At 61.6% G+C, this 23331-nt stretch carries 20 protein-coding genes and 1 pseudogene; 9 read left to right on the top strand and 12 right to left on the bottom strand.

Annotated features, from left to right (window positions below; genetic code table 11):
• Positions 1–822: 822 nt before the first annotated feature.
• From ABIB14_RS10170 to ABIB14_RS10140, 7 genes are all read right to left on the bottom strand, one after another.
• Entirely contained in the window at positions 823–1695 is an 873-nt protein-coding gene (locus ABIB14_RS10170; RefSeq protein ID WP_354235755.1) for a substrate-binding periplasmic protein, read from the bottom strand.
• 61 nt (positions 1696–1756) lie between these two features.
• Positions 1757–2410: an amino acid ABC transporter permease gene (locus ABIB14_RS10165; RefSeq protein WP_354235754.1), complete on the bottom strand. Its 654-nt coding sequence runs from the start codon at positions 2408–2410 to the stop codon at positions 1757–1759.
• The gene (locus ABIB14_RS10160; RefSeq protein WP_354235753.1) at positions 2407–3051 is read right to left on the bottom strand and encodes an amino acid ABC transporter permease; all 645 of its coding nucleotides are present in this window, start codon (positions 3049–3051) and stop codon (positions 2407–2409) included. The genes ABIB14_RS10165 and ABIB14_RS10160 overlap by 4 nt, the downstream gene beginning before the upstream one ends.
• 1 nt (position 3052) lies before the next feature.
• Positions 3053–3838: an amino acid ABC transporter ATP-binding protein gene (locus ABIB14_RS10155; RefSeq protein WP_354235752.1), complete on the bottom strand. Its 786-nt coding sequence runs from the start codon at positions 3836–3838 to the stop codon at positions 3053–3055.
• A gap of 247 nt (positions 3839–4085) precedes the next feature.
• Positions 4086–4913: a maleate cis-trans isomerase family protein gene (locus ABIB14_RS10150; RefSeq protein ID WP_354235751.1), complete on the bottom strand. Its 828-nt coding sequence runs from the start codon at positions 4911–4913 to the stop codon at positions 4086–4088.
• Position 4914: 1 nt separating this feature from the next.
• Positions 4915–6162, bottom strand: a complete 1248-nt coding sequence (locus ABIB14_RS10145; protein ID WP_354235750.1) for a M24 family metallopeptidase — start codon at positions 6160–6162, stop codon at positions 4915–4917.
• 181 nt (positions 6163–6343) lie between these two features.
• Complete coding sequence (locus tag ABIB14_RS10140; protein ID WP_354235759.1) at positions 6344–7816, bottom strand: MFS transporter; 1473 nt, start codon at positions 7814–7816, stop codon at positions 6344–6346.
• Between the two features lie 340 nt (positions 7817–8156).
• On the opposite strand from ABIB14_RS10140, the gene ABIB14_RS10135 reads away from it, so the two are divergent.
• From ABIB14_RS10135 to ABIB14_RS10115, 5 genes and pseudogenes are all read left to right on the top strand, one after another.
• Positions 8157–9293 (top strand): diaminopropionate ammonia-lyase, encoded by a 1137-nt coding sequence (locus ABIB14_RS10135; RefSeq protein WP_354235749.1) that lies wholly within the window; start codon positions 8157–8159, stop codon positions 9291–9293.
• A gap of 14 nt (positions 9294–9307) precedes the next feature.
• Positions 9308–10489 carry an ArgE/DapE family deacylase gene (locus ABIB14_RS10130; RefSeq protein WP_354235748.1) on the top strand — a complete coding sequence of 394 codons (1182 nt, stop codon included), beginning with the start codon at positions 9308–9310 and terminating at the stop codon, positions 10487–10489.
• Between the two features lie 20 nt (positions 10490–10509).
• Positions 10510–10992: a RidA family protein gene (locus ABIB14_RS10125; protein WP_354235747.1), complete on the top strand. Its 483-nt coding sequence runs from the start codon at positions 10510–10512 to the stop codon at positions 10990–10992.
• Between the two features lie 43 nt (positions 10993–11035).
• A complete protein-coding gene (locus ABIB14_RS10120; protein ID WP_354235746.1) occupies positions 11036–11965 on the top strand; it encodes a LysR substrate-binding domain-containing protein in 930 nt (309 codons plus the stop codon).
• Between the two features lie 258 nt (positions 11966–12223).
• A pseudogene (locus ABIB14_RS10115) lies at positions 12224–12469 on the top strand (transposase); the annotation flags it as partial.
• A 1482-nt stretch (positions 12470–13951) separates the two neighbouring features.
• Here ABIB14_RS10115 and ABIB14_RS10110 read toward each other — a convergent pair.
• A complete protein-coding gene (locus ABIB14_RS10110; protein WP_354235745.1) occupies positions 13952–15376 on the bottom strand; it encodes a purine-cytosine permease family protein in 1425 nt (474 codons plus the stop codon).
• Positions 15377–16853: 1477 nt separating this feature from the next.
• Between ABIB14_RS10110 and ABIB14_RS10105 the strand changes: the two genes are divergently transcribed.
• Positions 16854–17021, top strand: a complete 168-nt coding sequence (locus ABIB14_RS10105; protein ID WP_354235744.1) for a hypothetical protein — start codon at positions 16854–16856, stop codon at positions 17019–17021.
• A 96-nt stretch (positions 17022–17117) separates the two neighbouring features.
• On the top strand, positions 17118–17498 hold the full coding sequence (locus tag ABIB14_RS10100; RefSeq protein ID WP_354235743.1) for a Mu transposase domain-containing protein: 381 nt from the start codon (positions 17118–17120) through the stop codon (positions 17496–17498).
• A 484-nt stretch (positions 17499–17982) separates the two neighbouring features.
• On the opposite strand, the gene ABIB14_RS10095 is transcribed toward ABIB14_RS10100, so the two are convergent.
• From ABIB14_RS10095 to ABIB14_RS10080, 4 genes are all read right to left on the bottom strand, one after another.
• A complete protein-coding gene (locus tag ABIB14_RS10095) occupies positions 17983–18600 on the bottom strand; it encodes a helix-turn-helix domain-containing protein (RefSeq protein ID WP_354235742.1) in 618 nt (205 codons plus the stop codon).
• A gap of 113 nt (positions 18601–18713) precedes the next feature.
• Entirely contained in the window at positions 18714–19037 is a 324-nt protein-coding gene (locus ABIB14_RS10090) for a cupin domain-containing protein (RefSeq protein ID WP_354235741.1), read from the bottom strand.
• A gap of 83 nt (positions 19038–19120) precedes the next feature.
• On the bottom strand, positions 19121–20254 hold the full coding sequence (locus tag ABIB14_RS10085) for an aromatic ring-hydroxylating oxygenase subunit alpha (RefSeq protein WP_354235740.1): 1134 nt from the start codon (positions 20252–20254) through the stop codon (positions 19121–19123).
• 4 nt (positions 20255–20258) lie between these two features.
• Complete coding sequence (locus tag ABIB14_RS10080) at positions 20259–20783, bottom strand: type 1 glutamine amidotransferase domain-containing protein (protein ID WP_354235739.1); 525 nt, start codon at positions 20781–20783, stop codon at positions 20259–20261.
• Positions 20784–21065: 282 nt separating this feature from the next.
• On the opposite strand from ABIB14_RS10080, the gene ABIB14_RS10075 reads away from it, so the two are divergent.
• Together ABIB14_RS10075 and ABIB14_RS10070 are read left to right on the top strand one after the other, a co-directional pair.
• Positions 21066–22022, top strand: coding sequence for a PDR/VanB family oxidoreductase (locus tag ABIB14_RS10075; protein ID WP_354235738.1), 957 nt, complete (start codon positions 21066–21068; stop codon positions 22020–22022).
• A 482-nt stretch (positions 22023–22504) separates the two neighbouring features.
• Positions 22505–22690, top strand: a complete 186-nt coding sequence (locus tag ABIB14_RS10070; RefSeq protein WP_354235737.1) for a hypothetical protein — start codon at positions 22505–22507, stop codon at positions 22688–22690.
• Positions 22691–23331: the final 641 nt, after the last annotated feature.

Below are 23331 nucleotides of genomic sequence, written 5' to 3'. Positions count from 1 at the left end.
TGACTTCTATTTTCAAAACCACCGGAGGCTCCATGTCGCCTCCGGATATCCACCCACGCACCTACCACGGGCAGGTCACCTCATTTTCGGACTAGTAGGCCGTCTTCGTCTCCTTTTGCCCCCAATACGTCTCCGGCTCCGGCTCCGGCTTTGCGGGCCTTCGGTGCGCTATTACCCTGATTGAGTGCCGCGCTGGGATGAGTATCCTCACTGCGTTCAGCGGCAAGGCGTCCCACATCAACACGTCCCGCTGCCAGTCAACTAAACGGCTTTCGTCCCGAGGATGCTGGCGGATTGGGATGTTCGGCTGCTCTGGGCCGATGAACGGGTTTTCACGCGCCATCCTGATGGCTGGCGGAACCGATACAGGCCCGCGTGTTGGGAGAGTGCAGTGGCCGAATCGATGTTCTCGACCCTTAGGAACGAGTTCTCTCACCACCACAGCTTCGCCACCCGCCAGGACGCCAAACGGGCCACAATGCGATCCATCGAAGTGTTTCTACAACCGCTGGCGGCCTCACACCAACAACGAGGGTCTGCCCGGCAACCACAACATGCGTGAACACACCACCATGACGCAGTGAGAGAACGTCGGTGGGAGCCGATGGCCCCCACTACCTCGGCCACTGGCCCCACCGGCAATATCAATGGCCCCGAGAGGTAATATCGGGTGGCGCTCAAAGCTGCAAATACTTAACTAGGGCTCGTGACTACTGAAAGCCCTCAAAGAAGAGCCCTTTTGGCACAAGCTACCCAATTCTTTCCCAAGGAATAGGGGCTGAGACTGATCAAATGACACAAGGTTTTGTTGCGCCAGTCGAGCTAGCTGGCCGGAACTGCGTATTGCTTAGCTGCGACCTTTGAGAGTACCTCGGAGAGGCCAGCGTCAGTTAGGAGCTTGCCGATCGTTCCGTCTTTACGCTGAGAGATAATTCCGGTGTCAACGGCTTCTTTAAGACTCGTGTTTCCCTTGGTGATGGGAAAGGCAGCCTCGGGAGGGTTCTTTTGGGCAGCAACGCGCAGATCGGGCTTGTCGTCGGAAAGGGCAATAGTTAAGCCTTTGACATCCTTGAACTGGAGCTCCTGAACCCCAAACGCGTCGACTTCCGCATCCAGGCGGCCGGCGTCGAAGTCGGCCTTCAACTCCACGCTGCTGGGGTACGTCACTAGGCGGTCGCCGAGGATCTTTTTGAGGTCCTCGACCCAGAGGTATCCGTCAATGGTGCCCACCTTGCCCATTTTCTCCAGGTCGGAAACTGTCGCGGCGCCGGTTTTGGAGACGATGCCCATGCCGTCGCGGTACGTGGAGGCGGAAAAATCAACAACTTTGAGGCGCTTCTCGGTGACAAGGACCGCACCTAGGGCGAGGTCAATGTTTCCGCCAGCAATAGACTGGACGGCGTCTGCATAGGTCGCCTGCTGGTATACGGGGGTCAGGCACTCTTCGGCCGCGATCTTGTTCACGATCTGGATATCGATCCCCGTGGGGTTGCCTGACCCGTAACTGCTGTAGGGCGGGATATCGATTGCTCCAATAGTGAGCTTGCCAGGGGTGACCGTTTTAATGTCAGCATGCTTCGGTACGCACGATGAACTGCTTGCATTTAGGGGACCTCCACAAGCTGAGAGGCTGAGGCCAAGGGTGAATGCGCTTGCGGTTAGGAGGCAGGCTGCCTTGAAGCGTTTTATGATCATTAGGGCTCCCGTATGGGTTGGTTGGGGACTACTGACAGGTTGGACGTGGGCAGGCAAACATTCAGGCGTGCCGGGCCATGCGCTTCTCGAAGAACACTGTGATCCACGTTGCAGGCATCGAAATGACGGCATAACACAGGCCGGCCAGGAGGAAGATTTGCAGGTAATTGAAGTCTTGGCTGCCAATGTTGTAGGCCGCTTTCATCAGCTCCGGAACAGCAATGACGTAAGCCAGCGACGTGCCCTGGAATATCTGGATGGCAACACCCATGAGACCGGGAATCGCCGAACGCAGGCCTTGGGGCAGAATTACTCTGAAGAAAGTGTCGCGCTGGGCCAATCCGAGGGCGTTCGAGGCTTCGAGCTGCCCGCGCCCCACAGATTGAATGCCGGCCCGCATAATCTCGCTGGAGTAGGCAGCAGCGTTCCAAATAAGTGCAAGACATGCCGCGGTAATGCTGTCAAAAGACACTCCAAATTTAGGCAGGCCGTAGTAGAAGAGGTAGAGGATGACCAGTGCAGGCGCCCCGCGCCCCACCTCGACGACGACCAGCGCCAGAGTGCGAACGACCAGGTTATTCGCACTCGTCATCACGCTGAGGCCAAGTCCTAACGGGTAGCCCATAACAATCGAGACACCGGCGATAAGGAGGCTGACGCTGAGGCCAGACATCATCTGCGGTAGGTGGGCAGCCCATTCCGTAAGCCATGTCATGCGAAAACAGCCTTCCTCATGCGTGAGTCGAGCTGGCGGGACAGGTACGCCACCGGCAGGCTCAGTGCGATATAGAGGAGTCCGACCAAGATGTAGGGCAGGATCCCTTCAACTGTTGGGTGCTGGCGGGCAAAGGCCTGCGACTGGAAAACCATCTCGCTGACGATGATCGTGGACGCAATTGACGAGTCCTTGAGTAGGCCCGTCAGGTAGGTGGCGATTGACGGGGAAACGATGCGGAAAGCTTGAGGAACCATCACGAAATAGAAAGTGGTTCTTCGGGTCAGGCCCAGTGCACCGGCGGCTTCGGGCTGCCCGCGCGGAACCGACTGCAGGCCGCCACGGTATATTTCGGCGAGATAGGCCATGGAGACCACGCCGAGCCCGACTATTGCCGCGGTGACGGGGTTGAACTTGAACGTGCCGATCTGAATACCGAACTTGAGCAGGAACAGCCAGACGATGATCGGGACCCCGCGGACGAGGTCAACGAAGAACCGCGACGCCAGCCGGACAGGAATGCTCGACGATGACAAGCCCACAGCCAGGGGCACGGCACCTACAATGCCGATGGCGAATGCGGACAGCGTCAGCATGATGGTCAGGGGCAGGCCCTGGAGTACTGCTAGAAGGGCATCCACGTCAGCGCTCCAGCACGGCGCGCAGGAAGCGTCGGGTGCGGGCCTCCTGCGGATCGCTCATGATGGCCCCCGGATCACCCTGCTCGATAATCTTGCAGTCTGCCATGACCACGAGTGTGTCCGAGACGTCGCGGGCGAACTGCATCTCGTGGGTGACGACGATCATCGTCATGCCGTCGGCGGCCAGTTCGCGCATCACGGCCAGGACCTCGAGCCCCACCTCGGGGTCCAGGGCCGACGTCGGTTCGTCGAAGAGCATAATGCCGGGGTCCAGGGCCAGGGCGCGGGCAATCGCTATACGCTGCTGCTGGCCGCCGGAACACCTCCCAGGGTGTTGATTCGCCTTCTCCTTGAGACCAACCCGTTCGAGCAGTTCCATGGAGCGTGCGTCAGCCTCTTCTTTGGTACGCCCCAGTATCTTCTGTTGCGGGAAGCTGATGTTCTTCAAGGCAGACATGTGGGGAAAGAGATTGAAAGACTGGAACACCATGCCCACCGTCCGCCGCAGGGCGGAAAGATCGCGGCCGTTGACATCCTTGCCCGGTTCGATCGTGTGGCAGCCTACTTGGATGGTGCCAGAATCCGGCCGTTCAAGCAGGTTGATGCACCGCAGGAAGGTGCTCTTGCCCGCCCCGGAAGGGCCAATGAGCGCGGTGACCGTACCGGGCTCGACGTGCAGTGACACGTCATCAAGGACGGTGTGGTCGCCGTAGCGCTTCGATATGTTGTCTAGCTTGATGCCAAGGCGCGGTGCCAGTTTGGCATCAGCAATATCTGCAAGTTTCATACCGATCCCCCACGCTGGGACGAAAAAGCGTCACGGGATATGGGGCACGTCATGTGATTTCCGCTCCGACACTGGCCATCCTGTTTGCTCTTGTAGAACTGAGCCGCGTGATCCCGGCTAAGGAGGCCGCCATTCCGACCGAGTATGGGACCCGAATCCAAAATACGGTTCCTGACGGCTGTTGGTTTTTTGCCACGTCCTGACTCTGGACGAGACCATTCAGGCCCAGAAACAACATCTTCCACAACTAGGCACCCTTCGGGGATGTGGCGGGGCCGGTGTTGACGGTTTCGGCGTCTGCGGTAAGCCCTAGTTGCAGCAGTCGTCCATATCCGGGAATCGGGTCATTAATGCCGGAGATGCGAAGCATGTGCCAGGCGAGGGCCTGGTTGCTGCTGATAATGGGCTTCCCAAGGCTTACCTCAGCGCGTTTAAGGATTTCCAGGGTCCGGAGGTTGGTGCAGGAGACGAACACCGCGTCGCAAGGCGAAGACCGTCCTACTTGCAGGATTGCCTGGTAAACCGATTCAGGACTGATGCGGGCAACCTTGCGTTCCTCGGATTCGTCGAAGGAGCCGAAAGCTGTGATCGTAAGGCCGTCTGCTTCCAAATTTGTGCGGAGGTGTTCGGAGACTCCGGCTACATAAGGGCTGACAAATCCCAGCCGGCGGACGCCCAAGACGTTGCAGGCTGCCCGGACGGCGGTCAAGGGATCGGTGACCGCCGGCGCTTGGGGAACGTTCTGGGAGAAGGTGGCGTAGGCGGACCGGACGGCCAACGCCACATTTGCCTGTCCGATCACGCTGGCACCAGAGGTACATGCGTAACCAATCGTGTCAAAGGGTGCCCCGGTGGGAAGGAGAGCGACGGCGGGGGGGATATGTCGTTCCATGGCTGCCAAGGTTTCTTCGGTGACGTCCAGTCCGCTGGGCACGCGGGTGTGGTGGATTGCGACGCCGGGAATATTCAGGAGTGTCCGGAATTCGTATTCGAGTGTTTCATCAACCTGCAGGACGATGACACCCAGGCGGGCGCGCGTTGCCACGCCGGTATCTGATTCGTATGACAATCTCATCTCAATGCACCTCAGGAAGCTGTTCAGGGGCGCGGCGGCTCAAGAGCTGGGGCCCGTTTTCGCGAAGCACGAAGTTTTCCTCGTGCACCATGCCCTGGCCGGGCTTCATGTCCAGCGAGGGTTCAAGGGTGAGGACCATGCCGGGAACGAGGACGGTCTCATCCGTATTGGTGTGCGAAGGCCACTCGGTCAGTTGCATCCCCAGGCCATGGCCTAAACGTCCAACATTTCCGCAGGCATAGCCGTTGCCGACAATCACTTTTTGCATCGCCCGGAAGAGGTCACCCGACGTTGCGCCGGGACGCGCGATGTCCAGGGCTGCATTAGTGGCCTCGAAAAGTGTCGCGTATCCGTGGGCCGCCGCCCGGTCCGCCGAGCCGATTGCATAGTTGCGGTCGAAGTCGCAGAAGTAGCCGTCAAAGACCGTGCCCGTGTCAATCATCAGCACGTCACCGTCGGTCAGTGGACGGTTCCCCGGAGGGGAGATGACATTGTCGTATCCGCCCGGGGCGGCTGCACCAACAAGGTATGGCACATCGTCCGCGCCCCGCTTGAGCAGCTCGATCTTGACTGCGCGAAAGGTTTCGATGAGCGGCTGGCCGGCGGCGGCGATGCCGGGGATCACATCGAAGACATCGGAAGCGATGCGGCAGACGTGCGCGATCTTTTCGATTTCCGCTTCTGACTTGACCATCCGCAGGGACTTCACGACGCCGGTGGCATCCGGGAAACTGAAACCCCGCAGCATGCCCTGAAGCCGGTCGTAGTCTGCCAGCGGCATGCGCAGTATCGTCTCTGGGCCCATCGGCACCCCCACACGGGCTTGATCTCCCAGAATTTCGCGCATCGTCTCGGCCAGCAGCGAGACCCCTTCATCCTCGGGCTGCGGCGAAGTCCAGGACCGGATGTCATCGATCCAGGTCTGCGCCATCGGGGGGTATCCAATGCCAGGAACCACCGCCGTTGGCCGCCCGTTGGCTGGTACCAGAAGGAACCACGGCCGGGTCGGACTTTGCCAAAACTGCGTCAGGAAGCCCGTGAAATATCGGAACTCAGCTTCTGTCGTGAGCAGCAGTGCGTCCAGACCGGCCTGTGTCATCAACCGCTGCGCCCGCGCCAACCGGTCCTGGAATTCCGAAACAGGGAAGCCGCGACTCGGGACAGTTAATGGTCCAGAAAGTGCAGGATGAGCCCCATCTCGCAGGGCGCTGGACCAGTCTCCGTGGTCGACGGCAATGTTCTTTGACATCCGTTATTGCTCCTAGATGTTGTGGCGTATATGGCCGAACTCTGGTTACTAAATATTGGGTTTCAGCTGATGGGGACTGTGCGGCGCCAGGCACCATCTCAAGCCGGCTTTGACTTCGGCCCTCCTGCAGGTCCGTGTTGCCGGCCGTACTCAGGGGCGAGCCGCCCACCGAGGCCCAGTCCTAGGAGGAGGGCTGAGCAGTTGACTCAAGAGAGAGGAGGAAAGCAGCCCGGCGATCTTCTGCGTCCTTGCGGTTCATATCGATGTACTTGAGTTTGGGGAAGCCGAGCGATTCCGGTGAGCCGGGTAATTCTTCGCCACGCAGCGTCGCCTGTGCCGTTTCACGCATGCAGAGGATGCTGATGAAACCGATCACTCCAGCAATCGCCATGTACCAGCCTGGAATCAGTTGGTTCCCGGTGGTTTCGATGAGCTGGTTGGCCACCGTCTGGGATGGCCCGGCGAAGAATGCTGTGGAGAAGTTGTAACCGATTGCAAAACCGCTGTAGCGCACGGCGGTGGGGAATAGGGCCGGGAGCGTGGAGGATACCGCTGCGGTCAGGATCACCAGCAGCAGCCCCAGCACGGCAAGGCCGAGGAATTGCAGGAACGGGTTTGGCAGTCCCAGAAGCATGACGGCCGGAACGGAGAATGCTGCGTAGCCGGTAGCAGCGAACAGGAGCAGCGGCTTGCGGCCGACCCGGTCTGACAAGGCTCCCACGGGCGGGATGGCGAGCAGCATCAGGGCCATCATCCCGACCAGCATCCAGTTGCCCTGGGCGGTGTCGTGTCCAAGCTGGCTGCTGAGGTAGGTGGGCATGTATCCCAGGACCATGTAGAAGGCCACGTTGAGCAGGACCACGAAACCGGTGAGGACGAGGATCTGCTTCCACTGGTTCTTCAGTACCTGGCGTACCGGCGCTTTACTGCTTTCCTTGTGTGCGGCGGCCTCCGCGAAGACAGGGGCTTCGTCGAGCCGGGTCCGGATCCACAACGCAATGATGCCCATCGGGATGGTGGCCAGGAACGGGAGCCGCCACCAGCCTTCCAGCATCCCTTGTTCGCCGACGATGCTGACGAGGCCAGTGCACAGGATGCCGGCGAGAATGAATCCGACGGTGGTTCCGAATTCCAGGAAGGAGCCGAAGAAACCGCGACGGCGGTCCGGAGCCGATTCCGCCATGTAGACGGCAGCGCCGCCGTACTCTCCGCCGGCAGAGAAGCCCTGAAGTAGCCGGCAGATCAGGAGCAGGACGGGTGCCAGAACCCCGACGGTGTCCGTCGTGGGCAGCAAGCCGATGCAGCCCGACGCCAGCGTCATTAGGATCACGGTGAGAACCATGACCTTCTGTCGGCCTACCTTGTCGCCCAACGGGCCCAAGATGATGCCGCCCAGCGGTCGGACGAGGAAGGATAATGCCAGAGTGGCCAACGTCAACGTAACGCCCACCCCGCCGTCGCCGGCCTTTGACCCAAAGAAATTGGTTGCCATGTAGATGGTGAGGTATCCATAAACGGCGTAGTCGTACCATTCAACGGCGTTCCCCAGCGCGGAGCCGGTGATGGCGCGGCGCAGCGTTTGCCTGGCCTCCGGGCTATCGGGCTCGGACCCCGGCGCCATGAGCATCGGTTTATTGCTAACTAGCGGCTGCATACTGGTCACAGGCTTCGTCCTTCAAGGGATGGTGTTCAGGAAAACATCCGACTTTGGTGCGCAATGTCGGGGGCGGGAATCATCCGGCGCTGAGCCGGATGACGCGGCTGAAGATCGTTTTCGCCGTTCTAAGGGGAATGTGGCGACAATCACGTGTGGGTTGGGTTCCATCATGACGGGTCATCGTCGAAAGTAAAAGCGGATTTTCGTGGCCGGTAAGATCCACAAAAACAGGACGTTTAACGAAACGGCGAACGGAATGCTATTTGAAGTAAAAGCAAAAATAACCACGCAGTAACCATCGCTTTTGCTTTAGTCCGAAGTGTCGGAACATGGTGGCATGCCTTCACTAGACACCGCCTACTGGTACGCCAATCCCACCGCCCGGACCTGGCAGACCGCGGCCCCGGACTCCGCAGAGTCCTTCCACCGCACGCTGACCGGCTATGCTCCCACCCCGCTGACCGAACTTCCAAGTCTGGCTGCCGAACTCGGGGTGGGACGGGTATTCCTCAAAGATGAGTCCAACCGGCTCGGACTGCCCGCCTTCAAGATTCTCGGCGCGTCCTGGGCCGTGTGCCGGGCCCTGAGCGCTCGTTACGGGTTGGACGCCGAGACCATGAGCGTTCCTGCGCTCCGGGATTACATCCGGGCCGGCACCACGCCCCACGAACGGCCTGTGCTGGTCACTGCCACCGATGGAAATCATGGGCGCGCCGTGTCACGCATGGCCGCATTGCTCGGGCTCCAGGCCCGGATCTACGTTCCCAATGGCCTCAGTCCGGCCGCGGTCGACGCCATCCGGGGCGAAGGTGCAGAACTTCACCCTGTGGACGCAATCTACGACGACGTGGTCGCCGTCGCCGCGGCGTCAACGGAAGGAAGCAACTGCGATCTGCTGATCCAGGACACCTCGTGGGCCGGTTACACCGACGTCCCGCGCTGGATCGTCGACGGCTACGCGACGCTCTTTGACGAAATTGACGCGGCTCTGACCCAGTCCGGCTATGACGGGGCAGACCTGGTAGCCTGCCCGGTCGGTGTCGGCTCCCTGGCGCACGCACTGGTGGATCACTACCGGACCCCCGGTAACGCCGCACCGTCGCTGCTCAGCGTGGAACCGAAAACTGCTGCCTGCGTCGCCCAGTCGCTTCTCGCCGGTCGTCCTGTCGTGGTCGACACTTCCTACCCGTCCATCATGTCCGGTTTGAACTGCGGGACGCCATCCGAGATGGGATGGCCCACCCTGCTGGCAGGGATGGACGCAGCTGTCAGTGTTACCGAAGAAAACTGCCGGCAGGCCGTCATGGACCTGACTGAACTTGGCCAGGATGTGGGCCCCTGCGGGGCGGCGTCCCTGGCCGGGGTGCGGGCCGCCCTCTTCAGCCCGGAACGGCGCCAGTTGCTGGGCATCGATCAGGACTCTGTAATCGTTCTGGTCAGCACCGAAGGCCTGGCCGCCAATCCGCTCCGATGAAAGACTCATTCCTTATGGAAGCCAGCGAAAACATACTGCCCGCAGCCGTGCACGGGGTTCTGGAAGACCCGGTCGCGCTCCTGCAGGACCTCGTCCGGATAAATTCCGTCAACCCGGGCCTGGTTCCCGGTGCAGCCGGAGAGACAGCCCTTGCGGACTTCACTGCCGTCTGGCTGGAGGGACGGGGTTTCACCGTGACCCGGCTCGAAGCCACACCCGGGCGACCCTCGATTGTTGCCATCGCGCCCGGCACGGGCCAAGGCAAGAGCCTGATGTTCAACGGCCACCTCGATACCGTCACCCTCGCCGGCTATGACGGGGAGCCTCTTGAGCCCCGCATGGAGGACGGCCGCATGTATGGCCGCGGGACTTTCGATATGAAGGCCGGCATCGCGGCGATGATGGTCGCCGCCGCCGCCGCAGCATCCCGGCCGCATGCGGGCGACATCATCGTTGCCCTCGTCGCGGATGAGGAGTTCGCCAGCGCTGGCACCGAGGAGGTCCTGCGGCATTTCACGGCCGACGCCGCCATCGTCTCAGAACCCACGCACGAGGACATCGTCATCGCTCACCGCGGTTTTGTATGGTTCGACGTCACCATCCATGGCACCGCCGCGCACGGCTCCCGCCCCGATCTGGGGATCGACGCCATCGCCAAGACCGGAAAATTTCTCACCGGCCTTGATGAGCTCAGCCGCTCGCTGCTTAGCGGTCCCGCGCACGCGGCATTGGGGACAGGGAGCATCCATGCCTCAATCATCCGTGGAGGTGAGGAGCTCTCGAGCTACCCCGCGGCCTGTACCGTCTCGCTCGAACGACGTACGGTGCCCGGGGAGAATGCCGCAACGGTGGAGACCGAGCTGCGACATATTCTCGATACCATCGCAGCTTCCGACCCCGACTTCAGCTATATCCTGGCCGCGGGTCTGGAACGCCACGCGTTCGAGGTCCCCGCCGACGCCCTGATTGTCCGTGCTGTAGCGGCCGCCGCGGGGGCGGCCACGGGGCAGGCCGCCACCGTCCGTGGCGAAGCGTTCTGGACCGATGCTTCCCTGATGCTCGAAGCCGGGATCCCCGGGCTGCTCTTCGGCGTTGACGGCGGTGGAGCCCACGCCGCGACCGAATGGGTCGACCTCGACTCGCTGAGCAGGGTCAGCCAAATCCTTGCCGCCACCGCCACCGACTTCTGCAACTAGCACACCCTTGAAGGACAAAAATGACTGACCAGACCACCACCCTGTCCCACCGGGCCCTCCGGGTTCGACTCGCTGAACTCGGGTGGGAACTCCCTGACATCCTAAAAACCGTCGCCGCCTACGTACCGGCCGTCCGGGTCGGAAATACCGTCTACACCTCCGGGCAGCTCCCCCTCCGGGAGGGCAAAATGTCTGCTGTGGGCAAGGTCGGGTCCGACGTCTCTGTCGAGACGGCGGCCGGCCTGGCCAGGACTTGCGTTCTGAACGCGCTGGCCGCCGCAGGCGCCCTCGGCGACCTGGACCAGGCGAGAATCCTCAAGGTCACCGGTTTCGTCGCCTCCGCCGCCGGCTTCAATGGTCAGCCGGCGGTGGTCAATGGCGCCAGCGAGCTGCTGCTGGAGCTCTTTGGCGCCCGCGGGGAGCACGCCCGCTCGGCAGTCGGGGTGGCCGAACTGCCCATGGATGCCCCCGTCGAGGTGGAGATTATCGTAGAGTTTCCCTGACCGGCGCGCCAGGCTCCGAATCGATGCGGCAGAGGGGACAGATGTGCTGAATGTCGTCCGGCTCAGGGTCTTGCGGGAGCTGCATCACCGCAAGACCCTGACAGCGGTGGCCGCCGCATTGTCGTACAGCACGTCAGCGGTGTCGCAGCAGATCCGGCTGCTGGAAAAGGAAATCGGCGTCCCCCTCGTCGAGCCCTCCGGGCGCCGCCTGCAGCTGACCCCCCAGGGCCTGATCCTGGTCGCCCACGCCGAGCAGATCCTCGACTTGCTTGAACGTGCAGAGGCGGACGTCTCGACCTCCATGTCCCAGCCCCGCGGCGTGGTCAAGGTCGCGGCCTTCCAGTCCGCAGCGCTAACGATCATTCCCGACGCCCTGAACGAGCTGCGCCGCCTGCACCCGCAGCTGACGGTCGAGTTCGAACAGGGTGAACCGGAAGCCACGCTGCCATCTCTGGCCTCCTCCGAATACGATCTTGTGGTCGCCGAGTCATTCCCCGGACTGCCCTTGCGGTCGCTGCCCGGTATCGCGGTCACCAAGATCATGGACGATCCACTATGGCTCGTCATGGACGCGACCATCGCTGACAGCCTGGACCCGGGGAAGGACCTTATCGAGCAGCTCGCGGACGCCCGGTGGGCGGTGGAGGCCGCAGACTCGGCGTCCCGGACCTGGCTAACCAACCAGTGCCGTAAGGCAGGCTTCGAACCAAAAGTCATCTGCTCCTCTGAAGATGTTTCGGTGCACTTGAGGTTTGTCGAAGCCGGGCTGGCCGTGGCGGTCCTTCCCGGCCTTGCACTGGTGGGTGCCTCGACGAACGTTCGCCGGTTTCCCACGGCCGCGGGCATGCAGAGCCGTCAGATCCTTCTCGTAGCAAGAGAAGCATCCAGCACCCGCCCGGCCGCAGCTGCCGTTGCAGCGGCCCTTCACCGGGCCGCCGCGGCCTATACAACCGGCAGACCTGCCGAAAAATAAAAGCGGGCCGGGGAGCCCTTGGATCATTCGACTGCCGCGACCCCGCGCCGTCCGTGGTTCGTGGCGGCGGGTTGGCCGCCGGTTGTTTTCTGTTTCCGGGCAGTGTGGTGTGGCCCGTTGGTGCGCCGGGGAGTTGGCGCCGGTTCCACTTCCGGTGATGAGGCTGCTTGTCGGGACGGGATGGGTGTCTGAGCTGCCGCGGGGATCTCGGACAGTGGGCCCTCTTAAAATGGGGGTCTACTGAAAGTAGAGATCAGCATGACAGCATCACGCAGGCGATTTATCCAGGAGTTCAAGGACGAGCTGTGCTGCGAGGTGATCAGCACGTCCAAGCCGATCAAGGACGTGGCCACCGCGTATGGTGTCGGCCCCGAGACGCTCCGCAACTGGCTGGTCAAGTACCGCGAGGCCAACGGCGGCACGGAGGAGGATCTGACGGTGTCGGAACGGGCCCGGCTGAAGGAGCTTGAGCGTGAAGTTCAAGAGCTGCGGTCAGTGACTGCGCTCCCTGCAGCTGGGCTGCATCCGGTCGGTTCAGAGCCGGAGGCAGTGGTGATCCGCCGGGTGAACGTTCGACCAAGAGCCTGGATTTAAGGGCTTCCTCGGACGCTTCCGGGTGTTGTTGGCGCAGCGTCTCCATCGACATCGGCTGTGCCTTGAGTGTCTGGGCGGTGGCGCTGGATTTGACAACCTTGCTGGCCGCCCGGACGGCTGTGGCAAGTCCCCGGACACGGCGCAGATCGTCGGTGACGTTGTGCCTGTCGTGGATAGACCGAGCCGTCTGGGCGAGCTGCCGGAACATGAGGGCGTAGGCGGCGCGGTCGCTCTTGGACGTGGCGGCCAGGAGGATCATGGTGGCCCCCGTGCCGACGGCAAGGACACTGCCGGGCGTGCCGGGTAACGGCGCAGCTGGGCGGACTTGGCGAGTTCTCTGGCGGCGTCTGCCAGCGGTCCCGGCTTCGATTCAATCCGCTTGGAACATGCACCGAAAGCGGCGGATGTTTCGCGTGCTGCCTGAGCCCAGACGGCATGATCGTCTTGCGGTGTGGTTGCCAGATTCTCCCGGAGGGATCTGACGTCATTAACGTACTTGCTCCACAGCTCAGCCGATGGCTGCAGCATCTCCCGGCCAGGGCCTACCGGCCGGCAGTTGCGGGCCGCGGCGTTCCATTCCGCGACAGCGGTAGCCGCTGACTCCGGGGTGCTCTCCCACCGGGGTAAATCCGCGCTCGGCACGCTGGGTCCCGACAGCGTTCAGCCCGTACTTCTTCTTCAGTGTCCGGGCGGCTTGCTGGCAATACCGGCCTCAAAGCCGCCTAACAACACTAAACTCCGAAAGTCAACAAATTCCGGGGGCAGTCCCAAGCGCCAGGAAGCCCACTTCGTGTCCGCAATATATGGAAAGAGCCGACACCCCCGCCGAGATCGCCGGACTCTTCAAGGTGGCACGAAGCATTGTGTACCGCATAGTGCAAGGCACGCTGGCCAACGAAGAGGTGCAATCGCACATAGTTCTCCAATTGCGACCCCGCCGTGCGGATCACGTGAAAACGCGATCGGGCCGCTAGTCTGCTCACATGCAAGGGATCACCGGGGAAGCTGTACTATAACGAGCCCTCAATTTCAGGTGCTATTTCGTAATACCATCCGGCCCATGCCGTGTGGACCAGGCCCATTTCGAGGGTTCGCTCATCGCCTGTGGAAGGAAAATGGGATGCCTCATTTGGATCGTCTTTGGGGGCTATGCTCATGATGTGGCTCCAATAGTCTCGTCGGTTTTGCCTCGCCGTGACTCAGGGTGGGCCGATCTGCTGTCTGTCCAGTACTTGCGCGTGCCGGTGAGTTACGGCAGGACGGTGACGCCTAGATGGTTCCCCGAAACAATTGTTCTCCACGGAGGAGCCGTGCCATTCAACTCGCACGGAGCATGGCCAAGCCGATGCCTACACCAACTTGGCCATACTCCGCCATGGAATCAGACCGGCACTAGCTAAGCACCATTTCCTCGTCGCGGTCGTCCTTGGTTGTCTGCGGACTTACCCAATCTATTTCGCGGGTTACATCATGACCGCGCATCCAGATGACGTAGAGGACCGCGCCAACCACCAGGCCCACGGCCCACGAGATGTCGGCGCCTCCCATTTGGTCGACCATCGGACCGGTATACACGCTAGTGGACATGAACGGGACCTCGGCTGCGACGGCGAGGAGGTACGCGCCGACCGCCCGGCGGTTGACCAATCCGTAGACACCCTTGGGATCATAGATCGCGGCGGGGTTGTAACGCTCTTTGCGGACCAGGTAGAAGTCGAGAAGGTTGATCGCCGACCAGGGGATGATGAGGTAGGACAGGAAGAGAATGAAGCTTTCAAAATTGGCGAGGAAGTTGCCTTGGCCCCAGACCGCAAGAGATGTGCCTATTACGGTCGCGAGAATCAGGGCGCCCGTGCGAGAAGCTGCGGTGGCCGCGCGCCGAGTGACTGTCGACACGATCATCGCGAGGGCGAGCGCACCGCTGTAGAGGTTGAGGATGTTGACTGAGAGTACACCGGAGAGAACTACGACGAATATGGCTTTTGCCAAACCTTCGCCCGCGAGGGTGCCAAGTAGGCCCACCATGTCACCGGAGCTCTGCGGGGCCACAGCGGCAGCGAGGGCGCCGAACGCGAACAACCAAATCGCGCTGAAGCCCCCACCGACGTAGGTGTACCAAAAAGTAGTCCGACGGCTGGTGTTCGTCGGAAGGTAACGGGAATAGTCTGCGACGTAGATACTGAAGCTGATGTTCCAGGTAGCGGCGATCGCGATTCCGAGAAGGAAGATTCCCACGGGAAGTTGACGATCTTCCAGCGCCGCGCTCAACGAGTACGTGGAAAGCAATTTGATAGTGAGGTATACGAACGCGACACCGTTGATCACGCTCGTCCACCGTTCGAGGCGGTGTATCAGTCGGTAGCCGACCAGTGCAAGGAGTAGCGAGAGGACCGATAGTGCGACAAGGCTGATGTCTGAGGGAAGTCCTAGAAGCTGGCTCACTGCCTGACCGCCGGGGACGGCGGTGCCGGCGTAGAAACCGATTGAGATCAGTGCGGCCAGCAGTACGGGCACGATCGCACCGATGTACCCGAATTGTGCCCTGCTCTGAATCATCTGGGGCATGCCCAGGATGGGGCCCTGTGCTGAATGCAATGCCATGATCGCCGTGCCGATCACGTTGCCGATGACAATGGCTATAAATGCCCAGAAAAATGGAAGGCCTATCGTTACCAGGAGCGCTCCTGTGATGACCGTAGCCACCTGCATGTTGGCGCCGAACCAAACGGTAAGCAGACTGCGGCTCGTACCATGCCGTTCGCCTTCGGGAATGAATTCGATGGATCGAGATTCGAGTTTGAATAGAGATCGGATCATCTGACACCTCTCGGATGCGGGTTTTCGGCTTCGTTGCCGAACAATTTTGAGTAGGTGCGTTGTCCGCGCGAGACGCCGCACCTTAGTCCGAAGCCCTCCTTCGAGAGCTCTGCTTCAATGGACCTGGCTCGGGATGTGTGTTGGCTGAAACCGGGACGGGGCCGCTTTCATAGGTGGTTCGTCTAGTGAGCGAGGGCGTGATGGAGTTTGGGACCCATACCTACTGGCACACTCCACTGAGTTTTGGTGTATGCCGTGGAAAAGGTCCTTGGTTCCGCAAGGCCCGCCCCAGGGTCCCCTTCAACCCAATGGGCAATGTCACAATGTGGGACTCATCACAGTAAGTGAAGATGAACATAGTATTCACTTAAAATGAACAGAGCGTCAAGCACCTTTTGACAATAAATTTCTATTCGACACTTCATGACGGGCCAGAAGGCCGGATTCTTGCGGAGGATGCGGCTTGACTAGGGCCAATGGATCTAGGCCAGCCGACCGAACCTTGCCTGGTGGCGACACAATGCGCCACCCAAAAGACCCCTCAGAGAGAACACTGTCTTTTTTTAGTGAACAATGGACTGTTCGGGATCGTCCCATTCGGGCGACTCGGGGAGAAGCAGCGACAGTACCGTCCGGTGGCCCCGCACGGGCGTGTTGCTCCCTGACGCGACGTGGCCAAGGTCTCCCCGGGTTTGGGCCCCCATGCTGACTCGAGGCGTTCCGCACCGGCCTGCTGCACGCCGGCCGTCTACGTTCGTCGCCGCCGAGGCCTTGGTGCAAGGGCAGGGAAGGCGGGCAACGTCCATGTCGGTCGCCACCGGCTCTATGCCGGCGGTCACCGCAAAGTCCCTGGTATCCACGCCTCCACCACGGACGACGGCGCCGGCTGGCTGGGTTTCCCCGGTCATACCGCCCGGGGCCCGTCCGGGGTCAGAATCGTCACCTCCGAAGCGAACGTCCGCCCGTCGCGCCGATCGGCGCGACGCTGCCCGGAGCCGCATGGCAACGCTGCCTGCTAACGCCGACTGAAAATAGGGCCACCGACCATTATGGAAAATGATCATTTTTTGGATGATTGGGTGGAAATACGCCACCTGTTTTCGACTGGCAAGCAGAACGGGTGGGCTGGTCCGGTTACACCTCGCTGCTCCGGGCCAGGGTCGCCGCGATCCGGCCTGAATACGCCCCGCCTGACCCGGCCGACCGTCTGGTCCATGATCCGGGTTCCAGGTCCAGTGCGATCCCTGGTTCCCGCACGAGCCGCCGCCCGCCGGCGCGGGTCAGGACGTTACGCCACCGGTGCAGGGGAATCCCTCGGCGTTCTCGGGCTTCATCCAGGCGAGGATGCTGCCGACGCGGCTGACGCCCGACCTTTTGGGCGGAATGTGGACTCTGCTGCAGGACGCTCAGGCGGTTCCGTCCAGGCTGCCATGGGACATCGCGTCCGGCCATCGGCAGGCGCCGGCCCACGGAGCCGGTGGCCGCGTTCGACGGTTCCGTGGGACTGGAGATCAAGCTGCTTCCGCCGCGGGATCCGGAGTCCACGGGCATGGTCGAGCGGATGAACAGGTTCTTCCGGAAGTGCTTCGTACCGGGCCGGGATTTCCTCTTGCCGGCTGAATTCAACGGCCAGCTGGAGGACTAGCTGCCCAAGGCCAATCACCGGTACTCGCGGTCCCGCCACGGCCGCTCTGACGAGCTGATCGTCCTGGACCGGGAGAGGATGCGGGAACTGCCGCCGGTGACCCAAGAAGCGGTGTTCCGCAACGCGGTGCGGCTGCCGCGGGATTACTACGTGCGGGTGTTCTCCAACGACTGTTCCGTCGACCCTTCGTTCATTGGGAGGATCGCGGATGTCACTGCTGATCTGGACACCGTCTGGGTCACCCATGAGGGTGTCATCATCGCCTCCCACGTCCGGGCATGGGCACGGCACCTGGTCCTCACCGATCTGGCCCATTTGGTCCGCGCGGCGATAATGCGCCGGGACTTCCGGACCCAGCGGGTGCACCGCCCCGAACGCGAGGAAGCGGTGCAGGTGCGGGATCTGGCCGCCGGCGACGAGATCTTCGGCATCGACCTCGGCCAGAAGCCGAACCTGGTCCTGGCGGTGGCCTCATGACCGGGACACCATCACAGATCGAGTGCGGGAGGCGGGCGCCGTCCAGGGAAGAGCGCCTTTGGTGTCACCGTTGGGTGCGCTTTGGCCTCCTACCGATCGTGGATGGTCCAGGAGCATGGCTTGGCGCTGACTACTGTGCTTCGCTACGAGAACACTGCGCGGCGCTTCCTTCAGGAGTCTTCTGTGGGTGGCGTGTTCGCTCCGGCGGAACTGACCGGGGCGGACGTCAATGCGTTCCTGCGGCGGGAATTCGCTCGGGCCGACGGCAACCGCGTTACACCACACTGGACTTGGCCTCAGCGATGTGGGAGAGCACCCGCTTACCTGGTCGAGGCCGTGAGTTGGGCAGCCGATTGGATCAACAGCAGTCAGATCGTTCTCACAGAGGTAGGTTAGGCTACGCCGTAAACATCAGCTTTAGCATTCCCACGACACAGGTGAAGCGGTTCGCGATGACAGTCGGCAGCGCCTGTCGCATGGCAATTCAGAGAACTGGTGAGGAGAACCAGATTACTCGGGCTGGCACGTTGCCGGGGTTCCAGAAGGCATGAGGGATGGACGAGTCGAATGCGATGGAGTCGCCAGCTTCCAGCTCGAAGTCTTCAAACTTCAAAGTCATGTGGAGCCTTCCCTCCAGAACGACTCCGTACTCCCGGCCGGGGTGTTGCAGCAGTTCCTGGCGTTGGGTTGCTACCTGCGCTGGCTCGTAGATGTATTCGCAGAAGTCGGCTTTTCTCTCCACCGCAGGAAGGAGGAGCTCGGAGGTGACCCCGCCCTGGATGTGAATTTTCTGGCGCCGGGCAGCCCTTTGGACGATCGCCAGACTCATAGCGGTGGCAGCTTCACCTTCCGTCCGGCGCTCGGACTCCTCAGCTTGTTCGGTCAGGATGGAGTCGACCGGCCTCCCGAGCCGCGAGGCAATCGCCGTTAACATGCTGATCGAAGGTTCGGAGAGGCTCCGCTCGATCTGGGAGATGTGGCTTGGAGAGCAGCCGATGTCCTTTGCGAGCTGTCGAATACTGAGATTCTGGGCGAATCTGATCCGGCGGATCCGGGCACCGAGGGTATCGGTCTCGGCGTCATCTCCCGGCAGCTGGCTCATAGCCATAGCCTAACAGTGAACACAGGTGTGCACCCGGCACGACGCTTGGTCGAGCCGGGTGCTCTGGGGATCCTAGTCGCGGCTACACGGCATGGCGCCGTGGGCCGAACGATTCATCCCAGCGGAGGTGTCACGGCATAGACCATGACTGCGTCCTCGACACCTGTGTTACTGATGCGGTAACGCCAACCTGGTGCGAAGAAGGCGGTGTCCTCTGCTACGAAGTCAAGATGACGGTCCGCCCACTCTATGGTGCATTCACCCCGCATCAAGTAGAAGAATTCGTGCACTGGTCCGAGATAGTGGATGGACTCGTCGTCGGGTCGCTCCTCTTCTGTGGACCACCAGGTACTGACCTCCCCCGGCTTCATCCAGCTGACCCCGGCCATGATGCTGGACCCATGCTCTGCGTGTGTGAGGGTCCTAGCCAAGGACATCGCGACCGCGCTGTCCTCACGCGCTACGACTGGTCGGTCTCGCAGTGAGACCACCTGAGGCAGCAGACGTTGGTTGGATTCTGTCACCGTCGTTCCCGTCCGCCATCGGTGCCCCGCAGGCCGTCGATGACTAATCGCTGGTTATGGATTAGGAGTGCCTCGTTTTCGGGCATTAACCGACCATGAGACAGTGCGCCCGAAACTAGGCCGCGCTGGACGCCTTCGAACACATGCCAGTCCTGCTTCATGATCACCAGTATCTCCTCGATGGCCTCTTCCACCTCGGTCTCAGACCACGCCGCCGGGAAGTAGAAGTCGTTGTACTGCCGCGTGGTGTGGGCATCGATCGGCGCATAGGTATACGTGTAGAAGTAGTCGTTCCCCCGCCCGGAGATCATGAAGTTCGGAAAGACATAGTTGAGGTGGAAGTCCAGCCACTCGCCCGTATCTGGCGCCTCCTCTTTGGCCCGCGACTCGTGGGAAAAGCAACGATCGAAAGTGGTGACCCTGTAGTTCTCGGAGTCCACATGGTACTTAGAGCTGAACTCTGGGTGGACGGTCTGGCAGTGGTAGCACTCGGTGTTGTTGTCGAGCGTGACCTTCCAGTTAGCGGATATATCCCACGAGCGGGACGCTCGTAGAGGGTGCCGCTCCAAGTCAAACCCGCGCTCTTCACACACGACGGCGATGCCGCCGAGCACCTCTGCCAGTGGTGTTGCTTCGGGATCGCGGTTGACAAAGATCAGCGGCCCCCAAGAGTCCACGGCCAACGGAGACAACCGGATCCGTGACGGGTCGAGGTCGCTCTCACTCTGTGAACGTGGGGCCGACTTCAAGGTGCCATCCAGGTCGAAGGTCCAGCTGTGGTACCCACAAGTCAGGGTGCGGGCCGGACCACAGCCTTTCGCCAGAATGTTGCCCCGATGGGGGCAGACATTCGCGTGGGCAGCCATCTGACCGTCAGTGGTAAGGGTAACCACGACAGGGAAATCACCCAGCTGCGCGGTGAAGTACGAGCCAAGTTTCGCCAACTGTGAACGGTGACCGACATACTGCCAGGAACGCGCGAAGATTCGCTCTTGCTCGAGCCTGAAGATATCCGGATCTGTATACCACGAGAACGGAATTGTCCCGCCCTGGTCCAGATCCGCGTGGGCTTGCTCGATGGCCAACTCCAGGGGGCCGAATTCGGCAGGAAGTGCCAAGTCGATACTCATCGAATCATGCCTCCTCGAGCGCTGCGATGACCGCCTTCATCCACGGTCCCATGTCCGCAGGCACCCGAGAGGTGATCAGGTTACCGTCAACGACGACGGCCTCGTCGACATAAGTCGCACCGGCATTGACCATGTCATCCTTGATTGCCGAGACGCTGGTCGCCTTGCGGCCCGAAACGATGCCGGCGGAAATCGTCACCCAACCGCCGTGGCACACGGTCGCAACCGGCTTACCCGCGGCATCCATTTCCCGGACCACATCGAGAACCCGGGTCGAACGGCGCAACAGGTCCGGTGCGAACCCTCCTGGGATCACCACGGCGTCGAAGGTCGTGGTGTCGATGTCCTCGACCGATGCGTCCACTGGGAACGCCACCATTCCGTTCTTGCCCTTCACATTCGCTGCGGTCACACCAGCGACTACGACCTCGATCTCCTCCTCTTTGAGGCGGTACACGGCGTAAATGAGCTCCGATTCCTCGAAATAGTCGGCGGCGAGGACGAGAACACGCTTTGTCTTGAGGCTCATATTGTTCACTTTCAATAACTTTGGAATGGACAATAGTCATTGTGAATGAACGCATGCCTGCGTGTCAAGCATCACCCTCACCCTCCCGGTCGCCGAGAACGTAGATGGCGGCCGCACTCACCGGGTTGCAATACTCCATAAATACTGAGGAGAACTGAAGCTTTCATAGCAAGCGCGGCGGCTTCGTGATTCTCCAAAGTCCTCAAAAGTCTTGACGAAGTGTGCACTCAGAATGCACACTGTTCATAATATTGGTGACCCACCCCTCAGACCGGAGGACGCATGATGCTCACGGAAGTGACCGAGCTTAAACTTGCCGTTGTACGAATTGTGCCCGAGTCTGCCGGAGTCCTCTCCCTCGTCTTGGAGAATCCAGGCACTACCGATCTCCTCCCCGTCTGGGACCCTGGTGCGCACATCGAGGTAGAGGTTCCAGGAGTCGGCCCGCGTCATTACTCGCTTAACTCCGACCCCCAAGATCGACGCACCTGGCGGATTTCTGTGCTACGTTCCGACAATGGTCGCGGCGGTTCGGTTGCTCTGCACGGAGTGTTTCCGGGCAGCCTGCTTGCGGTCCGGGGACCACGTAACAATTTCCCCCTCGCCGATACTGCACGGCTTCTCCTGATAGGTGGGGGCATTGGCATTACTCCATTGCTGCCAATGTTGCGCCAAGCCGAACGAGAGGGCCGCGACTGGCAGCTGCTTTACTCCGGCCGTTCCCGGGATTCGATGGCATTTCTTTCGGAGCTCGCGCCCTATGGTGATCGAGTGCGCATATTCGCCAACGACGACGGAGAATTCCTCGATCTGGCTGCCGAACTGGCCGAGCCGACACCCGACATGGCCGTGCACTGCTGTGGACCTACACCGATGCTGGATGCCGCTAAGGTCGCGACAGCACACTGGCCCACGGGCAGTTTGCGCCTCGAGCGCTTCGCTGCGGTGCCGGCGGTAATCCTTTCCGCGGATCGACCGTTCGAGGTTTTGGCTGCCCGTTCCGGCGTCTCGACAACAGTTCCGGTCGGCTGTTCTATCCTCGATTCGCTGGAAGCTGCCGGGATTCGGCCCACTAGCAGTTGCCGTGAGGGAATTTGCGGCACCTGTGAAACGCCTGTGCTTGAAGGGATCCCTCAACACCGCGACAGCCTGCTCACCGAGGAAGAACGCGCCACTAATAAGACGATGATAATCTGCGTCGGGCGTGCCGCCACAGATCGGCTCGTGCTGGATTTGTGATCCATGGTTCAGGCCACTCCAAGCCCGTGGCCACAACTCGATGACGCATCACTGTCGGCGACAGGGGCCCATGGCGGTACTTGTAGTACCTGGGGCTGCTGACGCCCAGCAGCCGGCAACAGACGTTCGCGGGAAACCAGTCCCGGTGGGCTTTGCGATCACCGTGTGGCTTTAGGTCCGACAGGCCCTCGCCCAGCTGCTGGCACGGCAGATCGAACGGCTCAGGGTGCAACTGGCGGAGCGAGGAAAGACCGGAAGATCCGCCGATTTAAGGCGGCGCCAGGCGCCTGGCTCCCGACTCCGGGTGACGGGCGCCAGCTTACGGACAGCAACAAAAACGCCGTTATGCAAGATAGGGCCACGGTCTCCGGAGCTCTGCGACGGAGCGCCCTGGACCCAACCGCCGGCCGCGCCAGCGGACGCCCGAAAGGGTGCGAGCCCTCCTCAGCATGCCCTTCCTGCTGAGGAGGGCGAGGCCATGAGTGATCGACCACCGCGTTCCGGCCGCCCACACCGTCCGCCGCACGGTGCCGGGTTGCGGTCTCCGCGGGTCCTCAAGATTCCTGGCCGTGGTGTTCACGGTCGCCGCAGCAGGATCGCTGGTGCCGGTGGTCCTCGATCGCGCCATCGGCACGCCGCCGGGCGGCGTGTCGTCATCACGGTCCTGAATGCCCTGGCGGCTCTCGTGCTGTGGCGGAGGGTGTTGGAACAAGCTCGGACATGAGAAAGGGCCGGCACTCGGCCGGGCCTGCATGGTGGGTAAACCCAGCCGGACCGGCTTAGGTGTTTGGCTGCGCCGAGTCGTGGAGACTGCCCAGTAGGTGATGATTGAGGGCCTCGAACGGTCCGGGAGGTCAGGTAGGGGCCCTCCCGCGCAGCTCAACGCCGGGGGGTCCGCTACTGGTTCGATTGGCCCCGGTCTTTGCAGGGTCTCGGCCCGGGCCTCGGCCGCGGCCACGCTGGCCGCCGCGTCGGCTGCGGTATTGCTGGCCTGCTGTTCGGCCGCGCGTGCCTGCTCCCGTTGCGCCTGAATCGCCGCGGCCTGGGTATCGAGTGCGGTGACACGGGCCTTCGCGCACCCAGGGGCAATGGCAATCCGGTCCCATCGCGGGTACCGCGATGCGGTTTATGGCGGCGGCGAGCAACGACAAAACTGCGGCACAGACGGCGCAGCTGATCAACACCGCCTTCGCCGTGTACGAGATACACCCAGGCCGGCCGCACACGTGACGCCCAGCGCATCCGCACCGTGCTCACACAGCAGTTGCCCCTGTTCACCGCAACCATGCCCAAGCCCGTTCTGGGAGGC

It is taken from the genome of Arthrobacter sp. UYEF3 (assembly GCF_040546245.1).
Lineage (GTDB): Bacteria > Actinomycetota > Actinomycetes > Actinomycetales > Micrococcaceae > Arthrobacter.
This window is presented reverse-complemented; position numbering and strand designations above follow the sequence as displayed.

Bases quoted from the DNA above. Each gene is read 5' to 3' on its own strand.
- ABIB14_RS10170 (WP_354235755.1), bottom strand. From the start codon at position 1,695: ATGATCATAAAACGCTTCAAGGCAGCCTGCCTCCTAACCGCAAGCGCA.
- ABIB14_RS10165 (WP_354235754.1), bottom strand. From the start codon at position 2,410: ATGACATGGCTTACGGAATGGGCTGCCCACCTACCGCAGATGATGTCT.
- ABIB14_RS10155 (WP_354235752.1), bottom strand. From the start codon at position 3,838: ATGAAACTTGCAGATATTGCTGATGCCAAACTGGCACCGCGCCTTGGC.
- ABIB14_RS10150 (WP_354235751.1), bottom strand. From the start codon at position 4,913: ATGAGATTGTCATACGAATCAGATACCGGCGTGGCAACGCGCGCCCGC.
- ABIB14_RS10145 (WP_354235750.1), bottom strand. From the start codon at position 6,162: ATGTCAAAGAACATTGCCGTCGACCACGGAGACTGGTCCAGCGCCCTG.
- ABIB14_RS10140 (WP_354235759.1), bottom strand. From the start codon at position 7,816: ATGCAGCCGCTAGTTAGCAATAAACCGATGCTCATGGCGCCGGGGTCC.
- ABIB14_RS10135 (WP_354235749.1), top strand. From the start codon at position 8,157: ATGCCTTCACTAGACACCGCCTACTGGTACGCCAATCCCACCGCCCGG.
- ABIB14_RS10130 (WP_354235748.1), top strand. From the start codon at position 9,308: ATGGAAGCCAGCGAAAACATACTGCCCGCAGCCGTGCACGGGGTTCTG.
- ABIB14_RS10125 (WP_354235747.1), top strand. From the start codon at position 10,510: ATGACTGACCAGACCACCACCCTGTCCCACCGGGCCCTCCGGGTTCGA.
- ABIB14_RS10110 (WP_354235745.1), bottom strand. From the start codon at position 15,376: ATGATCCGATCTCTATTCAAACTCGAATCTCGATCCATCGAATTCATT.
- ABIB14_RS10095 (WP_354235742.1), bottom strand. From the start codon at position 18,600: ATGAGCCAGCTGCCGGGAGATGACGCCGAGACCGATACCCTCGGTGCC.
- ABIB14_RS10090 (WP_354235741.1), bottom strand. From the start codon at position 19,037: ATGTCCTTGGCTAGGACCCTCACACACGCAGAGCATGGGTCCAGCATC.
- ABIB14_RS10085 (WP_354235740.1), bottom strand. From the start codon at position 20,254: ATGAGTATCGACTTGGCACTTCCTGCCGAATTCGGCCCCCTGGAGTTG.
- ABIB14_RS10080 (WP_354235739.1), bottom strand. From the start codon at position 20,783: ATGAGCCTCAAGACAAAGCGTGTTCTCGTCCTCGCCGCCGACTATTTC.
- ABIB14_RS10075 (WP_354235738.1), top strand. From the start codon at position 21,066: ATGATGCTCACGGAAGTGACCGAGCTTAAACTTGCCGTTGTACGAATT.